The 14077-nt window shown below is 66.5% G+C and carries 12 protein-coding genes; 6 read left to right on the top strand and 6 right to left on the bottom strand.

Annotated elements, in window-relative coordinates; genetic code table 11:
* Both ACTDXD_RS06080 and ACTDXD_RS06085 read right to left on the bottom strand, forming a co-directional pair.
* A complete protein-coding gene (locus ACTDXD_RS06080) occupies window positions 1–1377 on the bottom strand; it encodes a hypothetical protein (protein ID WP_440126266.1) in 1377 nt (458 codons plus the stop codon).
* Window positions 1374–2006, bottom strand: a complete 633-nt coding sequence (locus ACTDXD_RS06085) for a hypothetical protein (RefSeq protein WP_440126267.1) — start codon at window positions 2004–2006, stop codon at window positions 1374–1376. Before ACTDXD_RS06085 ends, ACTDXD_RS06080 begins: the two co-directional genes overlap by 4 nt.
* A 112-nt stretch (window positions 2007–2118) precedes the next feature.
* Between ACTDXD_RS06085 and trmB the strand changes: the two genes are divergently transcribed.
* The 3 genes from trmB to ACTDXD_RS06100 are packed head-to-tail and all read left to right on the top strand — an operon-like array spanning window position 2119 to window position 6782.
* A complete protein-coding gene (trmB, locus tag ACTDXD_RS06090; protein ID WP_440127552.1) occupies window positions 2119–2901 on the top strand; it encodes a tRNA (guanosine(46)-N7)-methyltransferase TrmB in 783 nt (260 codons plus the stop codon).
* Window positions 2898–3590 carry an NYN domain-containing protein gene (locus ACTDXD_RS06095; protein WP_440126268.1) on the top strand — a complete coding sequence of 231 codons (693 nt, stop codon included), beginning with the start codon at window positions 2898–2900 and terminating at the stop codon, window positions 3588–3590. Before trmB ends, ACTDXD_RS06095 begins: the two co-directional genes overlap by 4 nt.
* A 9-nt stretch (window positions 3591–3599) precedes the next feature.
* Complete coding sequence (locus ACTDXD_RS06100) at window positions 3600–6782, top strand: MMPL family transporter (protein WP_440126269.1); 3183 nt, start codon at window positions 3600–3602, stop codon at window positions 6780–6782.
* A 99-nt stretch (window positions 6783–6881) separates the two neighbouring features.
* Here ACTDXD_RS06100 and ACTDXD_RS06105 read toward each other — a convergent pair whose 3' ends face one another.
* The 4 genes from ACTDXD_RS06105 to macS all read right to left on the bottom strand — a co-directional run bounded on the left by ACTDXD_RS06105 (window position 6882) and on the right by macS (window position 10633).
* Window positions 6882–8030 carry an RNA-guided endonuclease InsQ/TnpB family protein gene (locus ACTDXD_RS06105; RefSeq protein WP_440122892.1) on the bottom strand — a complete coding sequence of 383 codons (1149 nt, stop codon included), beginning with the start codon at window positions 8028–8030 and terminating at the stop codon, window positions 6882–6884.
* Window positions 8031–8113: 83 nt separating this feature from the next.
* Window positions 8114–8764 (bottom strand): DUF1707 SHOCT-like domain-containing protein, encoded by a 651-nt coding sequence (locus ACTDXD_RS06110; protein ID WP_440126270.1) that lies wholly within the window; start codon window positions 8762–8764, stop codon window positions 8114–8116.
* A 65-nt stretch (window positions 8765–8829) separates the two neighbouring features.
* On the bottom strand, window positions 8830–9453 hold the full coding sequence (locus ACTDXD_RS06115) for a response regulator (protein ID WP_440127553.1): 624 nt from the start codon (window positions 9451–9453) through the stop codon (window positions 8830–8832).
* Window positions 9454–9463: 10 nt separating this feature from the next.
* Window positions 9464–10633: a MacS family sensor histidine kinase gene (macS, locus tag ACTDXD_RS06120; protein WP_440126271.1), complete on the bottom strand. Its 1170-nt coding sequence runs from the start codon at window positions 10631–10633 to the stop codon at window positions 9464–9466.
* Between the two features lie 170 nt (window positions 10634–10803).
* Between macS and ACTDXD_RS06125 the strand changes: the two genes are divergently transcribed.
* The 3 genes from ACTDXD_RS06125 to ACTDXD_RS06135 all read left to right on the top strand — a co-directional run bounded on the left by ACTDXD_RS06125 (window position 10804) and on the right by ACTDXD_RS06135 (window position 14058).
* A complete protein-coding gene (locus tag ACTDXD_RS06125) occupies window positions 10804–12279 on the top strand; it encodes an adenylate/guanylate cyclase domain-containing protein (protein ID WP_440127554.1) in 1476 nt (491 codons plus the stop codon).
* A gap of 114 nt (window positions 12280–12393) precedes the next feature.
* Window positions 12394–13398, top strand: coding sequence for a lysylphosphatidylglycerol synthase transmembrane domain-containing protein (locus tag ACTDXD_RS06130; RefSeq protein ID WP_440126272.1), 1005 nt, complete (start codon window positions 12394–12396; stop codon window positions 13396–13398).
* 105 nt (window positions 13399–13503) lie between these two features.
* Complete coding sequence (locus tag ACTDXD_RS06135) at window positions 13504–14058, top strand: YceI family protein (protein ID WP_440126273.1); 555 nt, start codon at window positions 13504–13506, stop codon at window positions 14056–14058.
* Window positions 14059–14077: the final 19 nt, after the last annotated feature.

Here is a 14077-nt window from a genome sequence, read left to right on the forward strand (position 1 = left end):
TCAGCTGATTGGACGCACCGGAGCCGACCACGGTTCCACCTGCCTCAACATCGCCAGGTCCCGCTCACAGGCCGCGATGCGGGCGCGCTGTTCCCCGAGGCGTCGACGAATACGGTCGTCGATTGCTGCCACCTGCTCGCGCAATTCGGTGGTGCGTGCGAGCTCCCGCGCAGCCGTGTCGCGCGCGAGCTTCGATTGGGCGTCGAGGGCCATCGCGCGGATCCACGCCTCGAGGTCCGCGCGAAGCGAGGTCAGTTCGTCGACGACCCACCGTCGCATCAGCTCGCGGTGCGCCACCTGTCTGCGCAGACGAACGAGCCACCACGCGGCTGCTGCCCCGCACACAACCGTCACCAGCACCGAGACCGCCACCGGAATTGCTCCGAGCAAGGTGGCCACCATGCGGCCGAGGCCCGCGCCCGCAGAGGCCCCCAACACGAGCGCGAGGCGATCATCGAGACGACGACCGGGGATCCGCGGCGCAGGAGCCGGTTCTGCACTCGGCAGCTGCGACACGATTCCCAGGCCGCGTTCGACCGCTACCGCGACCGCTTCTCGGATTCGCTGCGAATGCGCGGTCAGCAGGATCTCGACACCACGCGGATCGACCGAGCCCTCGTCGAGGACACCGTGCAATTCCGCCGATGCCTCCCGCACGCGCACCGCGAGGTCCCGCCTCAACTCCACCCGGACTCGGTGGGAGTCCGGGCGAGGTTCGGGGCCGATCCGTCGCGTCGCGAGACGTTCGCGCTCGGCACGAAGATCAGCGGTGTCATCGGCGGCCGAGAGCGCAGCGATTTCCTCGACGATCATGCTGCTCGTCTGTGCGACCACCGCGGTGCGTGTCGACCGGGCCTGCGCGGATGTCCTCGCCGCGGCGAGAAGCGCGTCGTGCACACCGACCAGCCCCGATTCGAGCGCCAGCACCCGGCCGGCATGGCCACCGAGCTCCCTGGCCCGGGCCGCTGCGACGACGGACACCGGAATCAGCACGACCCGCGCGAGCCTCGGCATGTGCCGATGCAACAGTTCTATGTCACGCTCGCTGATCGACCGCCATCGCGGATATCGGTCGATTCCGGTGAACGCGAACACCACGTCGGCTGCGTCACGCGCCGCTGCGTCGAGCACGGCCAGTTCTGTGCGCCCGAGAACCGAGGATGCATCGAGCACCATGAGCACCACGGGAGCATCCCCGTCCTCGACGTATTCGACACCGCCGAGCTCTGCGAGTTCGGCGGTGAGGGTAGTGCGGCCCGAACCCGCAACCCCCGCGACCCGCACCACCGCAACACCGCGATCCGGGGCCGGCGATCGGTGCAGCCGTGCCCAACCGCGCGGGTTCCAGCGCCGTAGGACATCATCGGCGCCGCTCACCGGACCGGAACACTCGACGCGGGAAGTTCGGACCCCGAAAACCCGGTTACCGACACTCCGGGCGCGGCAGGATTCTCGAGTGCCGCCTCGATGACGTCCCTTGCCTGCGGCGACGCCGCGATCCCCGCCACCGTAGTGACGAAATCCTCGAACCGACCGGAGTCAGCACGGTCGAGTCGCTCGAGGAGCACCGCCTCCAGATTCGGGTCGTCCCGCGTGAACACCGATGCCACGAGACCCTGGACTGCCGTGTCGCCGGCGACCACCACGATGACGCGCCGGGAATCGAGCGCTGCGAGGGCGCGGCGGTCGGCCGGATGCACCGAGACCGGATCGAGCCTGGAGGGGAGCACATAGATCACCACATCGGCGTCGAGAACCGGATCGGGTGTTCCGGGGACGTCGATGACGGCGGCTTCCGAGGAGGCGGGCAACCCTGCCAATGTGCGCTGCACATCTGCGCGTCCGACACCTGCGCGTCCTGCGACCTGGATCCGCAGCGGTGCGGTGCACCGGGCGAGCGCAGAATGCAGTGTGCGTCCGGCATCCGGATCCAGCCGATCCACTTCGTCCGCGATCCGGTGCCACGGATCGGCCCCCGGATACCGCGTGCTCGATTCCCCCGTCATGATCCCCCGATCGTCGCGAAGGAATTGTGTCAGAGACCACGTTCCGACACTGCCCGAGCACGCTGTCCGGGGTCCTCATCCTGAGAAAACCCTGTGGTCACACCGGTCACTCCTGCCACGCACTCTGGCGATACGTGACAATGGTCGAGTGAACCACTCCGATCAGGACACGACCGACACGCTCGACGAGCAGCAGTCCAGGGGGAATCGCCTGTACCCGCGGGTGACGAGTTTCCGCTCTCGCCGCGGATCTCTCACCGATCCGCAGCAGGACGCATGGGACCGCCGCTGGCCCGAACTCGGTCGCGATGTGGGCGATGATCTGCTCGACACCGAGGCGTGGTTCGGCCGCCCGGCGCCCCTGGTGCTCGAGATCGGCACCGGCACCGGCACCGCTGCCGTCGCGATGGCGCAGGCCGAACCCCACATCAACCTGATCGCCATCGAGGTCTACCGCCCGGGTATTGCGCAGACATTGCAGCGGATCGAGCGCACCGCAGACACCGACGCGCCTGTGACCAATCTGCGGATCTTGCGTGGCGACGCCGTCGAGGTCCTCGAACACATGGTCGCGCCCGAATCTCTGACCGCCGTCCGGGTCTTCTTCCCGGACCCGTGGCCGAAGGCACGGCACCACAAGCGCCGGCTGCTGCAGCCCAGGACCTTCGCGCTCATCGCGACCCGGCTGAAGCCGGGCGGCGTGTTACATGTCGCAACCGACCACGCCGAATATGCGGAGTGGATCCTGGAAGCCGGTAACGCCGAACCCCAGCTCACAGATGTGACGTGGGAGTCCCCCGTCAGCCACGATCGTCCGGTCACGAAGTTCGAGGACAAGGCTCACCAGGTGGGCAGCCACATCGCCGAGATGATCTGGGGGAAGATCGGAGCATGAGCGTCCATGAAGAAGTGCCCGGTGCGACCGACACCGCCGTGATCGAGAGCACCGAGCGACCCGGGCGCGTGCTGCTCGTGTGGGACGCACCGAACCTCGATATGGGCCTCGGGGCGATCCTCGGCGGCCGCCCGACTGCCGCATACCGGCCGAGGTTCGACGCGCTGGGCCGTTGGCTCCTCGGCCGCACGGCCGACCTGTCGCGTCACCGCACCTCGCCGCTGGAGGCCGAGGCGACGGTCTTCACGAATATCGCACCCGGCAGCGCCGACGTCGTGCGTCCGTGGGTGGAAGCTCTGCGTAACGTGGGTTTCGCGGTGTTCGCCAAGCCCAAGATCGACGAGGACAGCGACGTCGACTCCGATATGCTCGAGCACATCGAGCTGCGGCGCGGCGAAGGCCTCGCCGGTGTGATGGTTGCATCCGCCGACGGGCAGGCATTCCGGGAACCCCTCGAGGAACTTGCCGCAGCAGGCGTCGCGGTGCAGGTGCTCGGCTTCCGTGAGCATGCAAGCTGGGCGGTGACCTCGGAGATCCTCGACTTCGTCGATCTCGAGGACATCCCCGGCGTGTTCCGTGAGCCGCTGCCGCGAGTCAGCCTCGAAACGCTGCCGGACGAGGGTGCGTGGTTGCAGCCGTTCCGACCGCTCTCAGCCCTTCTTGCGGGGCGCAAGAGCGTCGCCGAATAGGAGATTTACGTGTTCGACCGTTGGGGAGAGCTCGTCGTCCGCGCGCGTTTCACCGTCATTGCGGTGATGGTCGCGGCGCTGCTCGGGCTCGCCGGGTACGGCCTGAGCCTGAACGACCATCTCAGTCAGAGCGGCTGGGACGACCCCGGCTCGGAGTCCGTCACGGCCGCGAAGCTGGCCGACGGCACATTCGGGCGAGACACCAACGGCGATGTCCTGGCACTCATCACCGCACCCGAGGGCAAGACCGTCGACGACCCCGAGTTCACGGCAACCGTCACCGCGGGCCTGAACTCGTGGTTCGCCGACAACCCCGACCAGATTCTCAAGATCAACGGTTCGTATTGGCGTACGGACAGCGCTCCGGCGCTGCCCGCCCTCGCCGACGAATCCAAACAGCACGGTGTGGCCTCCATCGCGATCGCCGGTGACAACGACACCGAAATCGCGAACAACTTCCGCGACGTCAAGGATTCGCTCCGAATCGAGGGCGTCGACGTCAAGCTCGCCGGACTCCAGCCGGTCACCAACGCGCTCAACGACACGATGGCCAACGACATCAAACGCATGGAGATCCTCGCGATCCCCGCGGTCGGTGTGCTGCTGTTCTTCGTGTTCGGTGGTGTGATCGCCGCGGCACTGCCGCTGATCACCGGTGGCCTGACGGTTGTCGCTGCCAACGGCATCGTCCGTCTGATCACCAACTTCACCGAGGTCAACTCGTTCGTCGCACCCGTGGTGTCGTTGATCGGGCTCGGTCTGGCCATCGACTACGGCCTGTTCATGGTGTCGCGGTTCCGAGAAGAACTTGCCGAAGGCTACGAGACGGCCGCCGCGGTGCGCCGCACGGTGATCACCTCCGGTCGCACCGTCGTGTTCTCGGCGACGATGGTGATCACCAGCCTCGGCGGGCTCCTGCTGTTCCCGCAAGGCTTCCTCAAGTCCGTCGCCTACGGTGCGATCGCGACCGTGTCGCTGGCTGCGCTCACATCGGTGACGGTGCTTCCCGCCATCCTGGCGATCCTGGGCAGACGGATCGACAAGTTCGGCATGAAGCGGTTCGGCCAGATCCAGTCGAACGAGCAGATCGAGAACAGCTTCCTCGGTCGCCTGACCCGTTGGGTGATGCTCAACCCGATGAAGGTGACCATCCCCACGGTCATCGGTCTGCTGCTGCTCATCACTCCGCTGACCGGTATCAAATTCGGCGGCATCAACGAGACGTATCTTCCACCGGATCACCCGACCCGGGCCGCGCAGGCGCAGTTCGACGAATTGTTCCCCGGCCAGCGAACCGAGCCGGTCAAGCTCGTGATCCGAGGCGCCGAGGGCGGCGACCTCAACAAGATCATCGAGACCGGGAGTGCTGCACCGGGGCTGGTCGAGAAATTCTCCATCGAAGGTCCCGCGAAGGACGGGGTCCGCGTCCTCAAGGCCGGGCTCGTCGACCGCAACATGACCTCCGACACGATCGACTACCTGCATTCCGCGTCGTGGCCCGACGGCGTCGAGGTCTACGTCGGTGGCACGCCTGCGATCGAGCAGGACTCGATCGCGGCACTGCTGGACACGTTGCCGCTGATGGTCGTCTTCGTCGTCGTACTGACGACCCTGCTGATGTTCCTGGCATTCGGGTCGCTGGTACTGCCGATCAAGGCCGCATTGATGAGTGCGCTCGGGCTCGGCTCGACCCTGGGCATCCTCACCTGGATATTCATCGACGGTCACGGCGCGAGCCTGCTGAATTTCACCCCCGGTCCCATCATGTCGCCGGTGCTGGTGCTCATCATCGCGATCATCTACGGCCTCTCGACCGACTACGAGGTGTTTCTGCTCTCGCGCATGGTCGAAGCCAGATCGCAGGGAGCGAGCACCACCGAATCGATCCGTATCGGCACTTCCCACACCGGTCGCATCATCACGGCCGCAGCGCTGATCCTCATCGTCGTCACCGGAGCGTTCGCGTTCTCCGAGCTCGTGATGATGAAGTACATCTCGTACGGCATGATCGCGGCGCTGATCATCGACGCGACCGTGATCCGCATGTTCCTCGTCCCGGCGGTGATGAAACTGCTCGGCGACGACTGCTGGTGGGCGCCTGCATGGATGAAGCGAATCCAGGAAAAGGTCGGCCTCGCCGAGCCGATCCTGCCCGACGAGCTGATGCCCGAGGACGTTCCCGAGCTCATCACCGTCGGCATGTTCGGACCTTCCACGATCACGGCAACGGGATCGCACCGGTTCCCGAAGGGCATGTTCGGCGATGCCGGGAGCGAGAACGACCTGATGACGCAGCCGATGCCCACGATCGCCGCACCACGGCCGGCATCCGAGCAGCGACGGTCACGCGACCTTCCGCCCCCGCGCCGATCGCAGGGACGTCCGACGGCCTCGCGCCAGCCGGGACAGCCCGGGCAGCCGGGGGGCCCGGCACCGCGCGGCGGCGCTGGACTTCCGCCTCGCCGAGGCGACCAGGTTTCCGCGCCGATCCGTCGTGGACGGCCAGGCCATCCGCCCGTGCCGCCGCAACAGGGTCCGGCGCAACAGGGTCCGGCGCAACAGGGTCCGGCGCAACAGGGTCCGGCGCAGCAGGGTCCCCCGCCGACCCGCGGAATGCCCGCGCCCGGTAACGCGAGCGGCCCGCTCCCCCGCCGGGGGACTGCAGGCCCGCAGCAGCCGGTGGCGCCACGTCAGCAGGGTCCTGCACAACATGCCCAGTCCCCGCAGCAACAACCGCCTACCTCAGCGATGCCGCCGCTGCCACGGCGACAGCGTGGATCGGTACCTCCGCCACTGCCCCGGACCGACGTGCGCCCTCAGGCTCCGACAGGCAACACCGGCGAGAACACCCAGGCTGCCGGGGGCCGCCCCGCCCCCGTGCAAGGGCAGGCCCCCGCAGCCCAGGCTCGTGATCCGCAGGCCATCGAAAGCTGGCTTTCGCAGATGCGGAGGGCTCCCTCGACCGCCGAGCGGGCTCCCGGGTCCCAGCAGCAGCGCGAAGGGCAGGGCCCGAACGACCCCGCCGCGAACGCGCCTGAGGACAGGCCGGAGTTGCCCCAGCGCGACAACCATCGCCGGCCGCCCGTAGACCGAGCTTCGCGCGGTCCCGACACGCAGGGCCGGCGGCACCGCGAGGACGATGCCCAGACGATCAGTGTCAGTGAGCTGATCGCCCGGCAACGCCGCCAGTGAGAACTGTTGACGTCCTCCCGGCCGTGAACGACCGGGATTCCTCCTGCAGCGCTACGCGCCACTCCGGTGGGTTCCTGTTTCACAGGGACTTACCTCCCGCTAGGCGGCAGGATTTACGGTCCCTCCGCAGGCGTTTCGCCTCTCCGCCCGTCCGGCGGCGAGGATGTTCTTGGCGGCGTTGAGGTCGCGGTCGTGGACCGCACCGCACGCCGCGCACTGCCACTCCCGCACTGAGAGCGGTTTCGGGCCGTCCTGCACTCCACACGTCGAGCACAGTTGGCTCGACGGGTAGAAACGGTCCACCTTCACGAAGGTCCGCCCATACCGGGCGGCCTTCTCCTCCACCATCCGAGTGAACATGCCCCACCCGGCATCGTGCACCGACTTCGCCAACCTCGTCCGCGCCAGCCCGGTGACACACAAGTCCTCGACGAACACCGCTTGGTTCTCGCGGATGATCGCCGTGGAGTTCTTGTGCGCCCAATCCTTGCGGGCGTCGGCCACCTTGGCGTGAGCCTTCGCGACACGAACGCGTGCCTTGGCCCGGTTGTTGCTGCCCTTCTGCTTGCGAGAGAGTGCCTGTTGCGCCTTGCAGAGTGTGCGTTCGGCGCGGCGCAAGAACTTCGGTGTGGTGATGGTCTTGCCGTCCGACAGGACCGCGAACGTCGTCAGGCCCAGGTCGATCCCCACCTCCGCATCGGACTCCGGTAACGGCACGTCGGTCGTCTCGACCACGAACGACGCGAAGTACCGACCCGCCGCGTCCTTGATGATCGACACACTCGAGGGTTCCGAGGGTAGGTCGCGTGACCAGGCGACTTTCACCTCGCCAACCTTCGCGATATACAACTTCCGGTTGCCTCGGATACTGAAGCCGTTGCGGGTGAGCCGGATCGCCTGCCGGGTGTCCTTGCGGGACCGGAACCGCGGCGGACCGACCTTGCGGCCTTTCCGCTTCCCGGCCAGTGAATCGAACCAGTTCCTGTATGCCGTTGCCGAGTCGCGCACCGACTGCACCAACACCACCGACGCCACCTCGGCCAGCCACGCCCGCTCCGGTGTGCGTTTCGCGGCGGTAATCACCTGCTTCTGCACGTCGGTGTCCGACAGTTTCACCCCGGCCGCGTGCGCGTCCTGCCGTGCACGCAACGCATCGTTGAACACCACCCGCGCGCATCCGAACGACCGGGCCAGCATGTTCTGTTGACTCGGTGTCGGGTAGACGCGGTACTGGTAGCGGAGCTGCACAGCGAGACCATAGCCACGACCACCGACATGATTGATGCGCTAACCCGCCCTGAAGGACCGGGCTTGCGCGCCACGTTCTCCGGTCAGGTACCCCGGAGAAACTTGCGCAGTCGCGCACCCATCGGGTGCGCGACCGTCAGGCTTCCGGCACGCATTTTGCCCGTCACCACCAGATGCAGCGGGCCGTACGGGGCGCCCGCGCCCACCTTCGAGGTCGCCGACGAGGCCATCGCCTCCAGTCCGTTGATGTCGGCTGTCGCCTCCATCGGAATGACGATGCTGATCGAGCTGAGGTAGTCGCTGACCTCGATCCGCACGACCTGCGTCTGCATCACCGCCTCGGTGAAGTCCAGCGACACCGACGACGCCACGGTGTCGATCTGCAACACCGGCGGCACCTCCCAGCGACCCTTACGCGCGATCGTCGACATCCGGCCCTTGAGTACCGTCCCGGTGCCCCCGGAGTACATCGACGGAGACACCGCGGCGGCCTGCGGCTCGTACGCCCTAGCGGGCGGAAACTGCGGCTGTTGCTGGAACTCCGGTCGCATCTGGATACCAGGCAGATCGACGAGCACCTGGTTCAGATCTCCGCGGGTCTTCGCGACGAGCACGGTGTCCATTCGTTCGGTGAATTCACCGAGCGACAGCATGCCCTGACCGACTGCGCGCTGCAGCAGTTCACCCACGTGTTCACGTTCTGCGTCCGAGACTCTCAGATCCTTCGGGTCCATGCCGACCACTTTAGAGTCGTCCGTGCACGATGCAGAGTTCCGAGCACGATGCAGGGTTCAGAACATCAGTCCAGACCCTGTTCGATTGCATACCTGGTCAGTTCCACCCGATTGGCCAGTTGCAGCTTGCGCAGCGTCGCCTGCACATGATTCTCGACGGTGCGGTGGCTCAGTACCAGGCGGGACGCGATCTGTTTCGCCGACATTCCCTTCGCGACGAGTCGCAGGACCTCGGTTTCGCGGTCGGTGAGGGTCGGCGCAGACGATTCACGCAGCTTCGACACCGACAGCTTCCGATACTCACCGAGCACGAGCCCCGCCAGGCCGGGGGTGAACACGGCCTGACCCGCAGCGGTCTTCACTACGGCTTCGACGAGTTCGACGGCCGACGCGCTCTTCACCAGATAACCGGACGCCCCTGCTTTCACCGCACCGAGCACATCGGCGCGTTCGGACGACGCCGACAACACAAGTACCCGCGACCGCGGCGACACCTCCAGCACGGCCCTGGTCGCATCCGTTCCGCTGCCGTCGGTCAACGACATATCCATGAGCACGACGTCCGGCTCGACCACGGCCCGCGTTCGGGCCGTTCGCATGCTGTCGGCCTCCGCCACCACGCGGAAACCGGCGTCCGTAAGATCGCGGGCCACGGCGGTGCGCCAGATGGGATGGTCGTCGACCACCATCACGGTGATCTCAGCCATGTGGTTCCTCCTTGGGCACGCGTATCTCCCACTCGGTGCCTTCGCCGGGTGCTGTCTCGAGCTCTGCTGTCCCGCCGAGCCACTGTGCCCGGCCGATGATCGATTTCGATACGCCGAGACGTCCCTGCACACAGGCTTCGGCCAGTCGTCCGGGGGCGATACCGACGCCGTCGTCACGGATGGAGAGGATTATCTCGTCGCCGAGGTCTTCGAGCAGCACGAACGCTCGTGCGTCGCGACCGGCATGATGCTCGACGTTGTCGAGTGCGGTGGTCGCGAGCGCCACGAGTTCCCCGGCGCGTGGCCGCTCCATCACGATGGGGTCCGCGGGCGCAGCCACGGTGACGTCGCCGTCGACCCGCATTCGCAGCATCGCGGTCAGGTCGACGTGTTGCCCACCTCGATCGACCTCGGTGTCCTGGTCGGAGATCAGGCGGCGCAATGCCTCCTCTTGTTCACCGGCCAGCCGGGCGAGTTCGGTCCGGCCGATACCGACTCCGGAGCTCTCGTCGGTTCCTCGCTGTACGAGCGCGAGTACCTGCAGCACGCCGTCGTGGACCTGCCGGGCGAGCCTGTCACGTTCCTCTGTTGCCGCGGCGATCCGCACCGCTTCCTCGAGGCGGCGATGCGCGGTCCGGGCCGTCCTCATCGCGAATCCCATCGCGACACCGCAGGCGACGAGAACGGGCGCGGTCGCGTCGGACCACAGGTCGAGGTTGACCTGGTCGCGCACCACCGCGCTGACCGCGGCCATCACGATCGCCGAAGCGATTCCTGCGAGCGGGCCGGCGAAGAGCGCAGCCGAGATGACAGCGTTGGCGACCCACAGCGTGGTCGGCATCGTCTGATGGTGGCTGTACCAGTCGTGATCGGAGATCAATCGGGTCGACGCCATCAGTGCGATGGCTGTGAACTGGTCGACGGCAACGACCACCCGACGCCCCCGAGGTCCGCGTGAGAGCAGTAGCGCCGAGGTCAGCGACCACGCCACGAGGACGCCGATGAGGAACCAGCTCAATGTCTCGTCGGTGTAATTCGGGACGGTCGAGACGTGGGAGCTGACCGCGTAGACGACCGTGACCAGCCGGAACACCTGCGCGGCACGCCACAGCGGGGCGTCCGGGTCTGCCGTGCGCGAGAGCTCGGATATGGATCCCCCCATCTCCGCGCTCCTCGCCTTCGTCGTCGCTTTTGCGGTGAATCCAACCATTCGGTGACCCCCAAGTGCGACCACAAGGTCATGTGACCGTCCGCACAGTGGTTTGATTTGAAGTCGTGTTGAGGTCATATCGAGCAGTCGCGGCGACTTTGCGAAGTCGCTGGCCGCTCTACATGGTCTCGATGGGCGCTTCGAATCTGTTCGGGGCCATGCTGGTGTTCGCCTTCGTTCGTTACGGGCTGCCGATCGAGGAGTCGGAGAACATCATCGCGGACAGGGTCCGCAATTTTGCCGTCTTCGCCGTCTACCTGGCGTTCGCGGGGGTCGTGAGCCTGAGCGCGGCAGCGCTGATGCTGCGGTCCGTGGTGCGGTGGCAGCTGCGCGGGGGCCCGCCGACACGGTCGGAGCAGATGGCTGCCCTGCACGCACCGTTGCGGCAGGCGATCGTGCATCTCGGGCTGTGGCTGCTCGGTGGGGTGTTGTTCGTCTTCCTCACCGCTGAAGAGATGCCGTCGCTCGCGGTGACCGTCGCCGTCACCGTCGCGATGGCCGCGACAAGCACGTTCGGTTTCACCTACATGCTCGGCGAGCGCATCCTGCGCCCGGTGGCCGCGCGGGCGCTGAGTGAAGGTCGTTTCGATCGGACCATGGCGCCCGGTGTCGGTACCCGTCTCGCAATGACGTGGGGCCTGGGCACCTTGATGCCGGTCGCCGGGATCGTGTTGTTGTGCGTCACCCAGTTGACCACAGACAACGAATTCGGCTCCGACGCGCTCGCGTGGTCGGTACTGGCGTTGGCGGTGATGTCGATCGGGCTCGCACTCGTCCTGTCGCTGCTGACCTCGTCGCAGATCTCCGATCCCATCAAGCAGCTTCGGTGGGCCATCGAGCGCGTCCAGCGCGGCGCCTCCGGGGTCCAGGTCGAGGTGTTCGACGGCAGTGAGATCGGTCGGCTGCAGGTGGGCTTCAACCGGATGATGTCCGAATCGGACGAGCGGCGACGGTTGCGGGAACTGTTCGGTCAGCACGTCGGCGAGGACGTCGCTCGCCGAGCTCTGCAGTACGGCACCGAGCTCGGTGGTGAGACGCGCTATGTCGCCGTGCTGTTCGTCGACATGGTGGGGTCGACGGCCACTGCCGCGGAGCGGCCCCCGAACGAGGTCGTGGAGTTGCTCAACGAGTTCTTCCGCGTGGTCGTCGACGTCGTCGACAAGCACAACGGATTCGTGAACAAGTTCATGGGTGACGCCGCACTGGTGATCTTCGGTGCACCGCTGGACCGTCCCGACGCCCCTACCGCTGCGTTGGCGGCGGCACGCGAGCTGCGGTTCGCGCTCGACGAGATCACCGGGCTCGACATCGGTATCGGGGTTTCCGCCGGCCTGGCGGTGGCCGGGAACATCGGTGCGGCGGAGCGCTTCGAGTACACGGTGATCGGCGACCCGGTCAATGAGGCGTCCCGGTTGACCGAACTCGCAAAACTGCGCCCGAGCCGGGTACTCGCCTCGTCCAGTGCGCTGTACTTCGCGGACGACGAGGAGCGCGGCCACTGGGAGTTGGGCGATGAGGTCCAGCTGCGTGGACGGGGGCGCATGACACAGCTGGCGTGGCCCGTTCGATCACCCGAACCGGTCTCTACCAACGGATAACCATACAAGTGTTTCGACGGTGTTCGATACGCTGGCCGAGTGGCGCAGCCGCATGAAGACCCATCTGGCCCCGACGCTACACCGCGACGGGGCCGTTTCAGGTGGATCAAGTGGGTGTCCGCGATCGCCCTGATCGCCCTCCTCGTCGTCGAGGGGATCTACCTGTGGCCATCGATGAGCGAATCCTGGCGAGCTCTGACGGAGATGCACTGGGGGTGGGCCGCGGCGGCGGTGGTCGCGCAACTCCTGTCACTGAGCGCGTTCGCCGGGCTCCTCCGCAAGGTGCTGCGTGCGGGCGGAGTTCAGGTGAGTCTGCCCCGGTCGACCTCGGTGGTCTACGGGAGTACCGCGATGGCAGTGACACTCCCCGCAGGTCTCGTCTTCTCCACCGCGTTCACCTACCGGCAGACGCGCCGCTGGGGCGCAACGCCGATGGTCGCCTCCTGGCAGCTCGCGGTGTCGGGGGTCGTCTCCACCGCCACGCTTGCCGCCATGGGCGCCGTCGGCGCTTTCGCTGTCGGCTCGTCGATCAGTCCCATCACCTTGCTGCTGTCGATCACTGCGGCCGGTGCGCTACTGCTCGGACTCCGGTACGTCGCGCAGAATCCGTCGTCGATCAAGACTTTCGTCACGTGGAATCTGGAACGATTCAACCGCCTGATCAGGAGGTCGGCCGACGCCGGGATCGAGGCGTTCGAACGTGCCCTGTCCCAGCTCGAAGCGGTGCACCTCCGTCGACGGGACATGCTGGCCGCGGCGGCATGGTCTGGTCTGAATCGCGTGCTCGACATGATCTGCCTCGGATTCGCGTGCTGGGCGGTCGGCGGCACACCGTCGTTGGCCGGTCTGATCATCGCGTTCACCGCCGCGAAGGCGGTCGGCAGTGTCCCGCTTGCCCCCGCGGGTCTCGGATTCGTCGACGGCACGCTGATCGCCACCCTCACCGCAGCAGGATTGAGCGCATCTCAGTCTCTCGCCGCAGTGTTCGTCTATCGAGCGGTGAGCGTCGCGTTCGTTGCGGTGATCGGGTGGATCACCGTGGCGGTCCTGTACCGCGGTGTGAGCGCCGGGGCCGACATCGATCCCGTCGCCGAACGGACCGTTCTTCAGCCGGACTGAATCTTCTTCCGACAAAGTAGTTGCGAACTCAACTAGATTGTGTCATCCTCGATCTGTCAGCAGTTGAAGTTTCAACAACATATCCGAACATCCAAGGAGCGCCTCATGACCGCAAGCACCACCGTCTTCCCCGGCCTGACCGCAGGCACCTGGACCATCGACCCCGTCCACTCCAGCGTCGGTTTCTCGGTCCGCCACCTCATGGTCAGCAAGGTCCGCGGCACCTTCGAGAGCTTCACCGGCACGATCGTGGTCGCCGAGGACGGAACTGCCAGCGCGAACGCAGAGATCCAGGTCGACTCGATCAACACCAAGAACGCCGACCGTGACGCGCACATCAAATCCGCCGACTTCTTCGACACCGCGAACCACCCCGTCGCGACGTTTGCCACCACGGGCGTGCGTGCCGAGAACGGCGACCTGCTCCTCGCAGGCGACTTCACGCTGCACGGTGTCACCCGCCCGATCGAACTGAAGCTCGAGTTCAACGGCGTCAACCCCGGCATGGGCCAGGGCGCTGTTGCCGGCTTCGAAGCCACCACCGTGATCAACCGCAAGGACTTCGGCATCAGCATCGAGATGCCCCTCGAAGGCGGCGGAGCAGTCGTCGGCGACAAGATCACCCTGAACATCGAGATCGAGGCCCTCGCTCAGGCCTGACACCGTCGGCCGGTCCCAC

Origin of the sequence: Rhodococcus sp. SJ-3 (assembly GCF_051918125.1) — a bacterium.
GTDB lineage: Bacteria > Actinomycetota > Actinomycetes > Mycobacteriales > Mycobacteriaceae > Rhodococcus.

Coding starts and splice junctions, on each gene's coding strand:
- ACTDXD_RS06125 (WP_440127554.1), top strand. CDS start 10,804: ATGGTCTCGATGGGCGCTTCGAATCTGTTCGGGGCCATGCTGGTGTTC.
- ACTDXD_RS06115 (WP_440127553.1), bottom strand. CDS start 9,453: ATGGTGGTCGACGACCATCCCATCTGGCGCACCGCCGTGGCCCGCGAT.
- ACTDXD_RS06110 (WP_440126270.1), bottom strand. CDS start 8,764: ATGGACCCGAAGGATCTGAGAGTCTCGGACGCAGAACGTGAACACGTG.
- macS (WP_440126271.1), bottom strand. CDS start 10,633: ATGGGGGGATCCATATCCGAGCTCTCGCGCACGGCAGACCCGGACGCC.
- ACTDXD_RS06095 (WP_440126268.1), top strand. CDS start 2,898: ATGAGCGTCCATGAAGAAGTGCCCGGTGCGACCGACACCGCCGTGATC.
- ACTDXD_RS06135 (WP_440126273.1), top strand. CDS start 13,504: ATGACCGCAAGCACCACCGTCTTCCCCGGCCTGACCGCAGGCACCTGG.
- ACTDXD_RS06085 (WP_440126267.1), bottom strand. CDS start 2,006: ATGACGGGGGAATCGAGCACGCGGTATCCGGGGGCCGATCCGTGGCAC.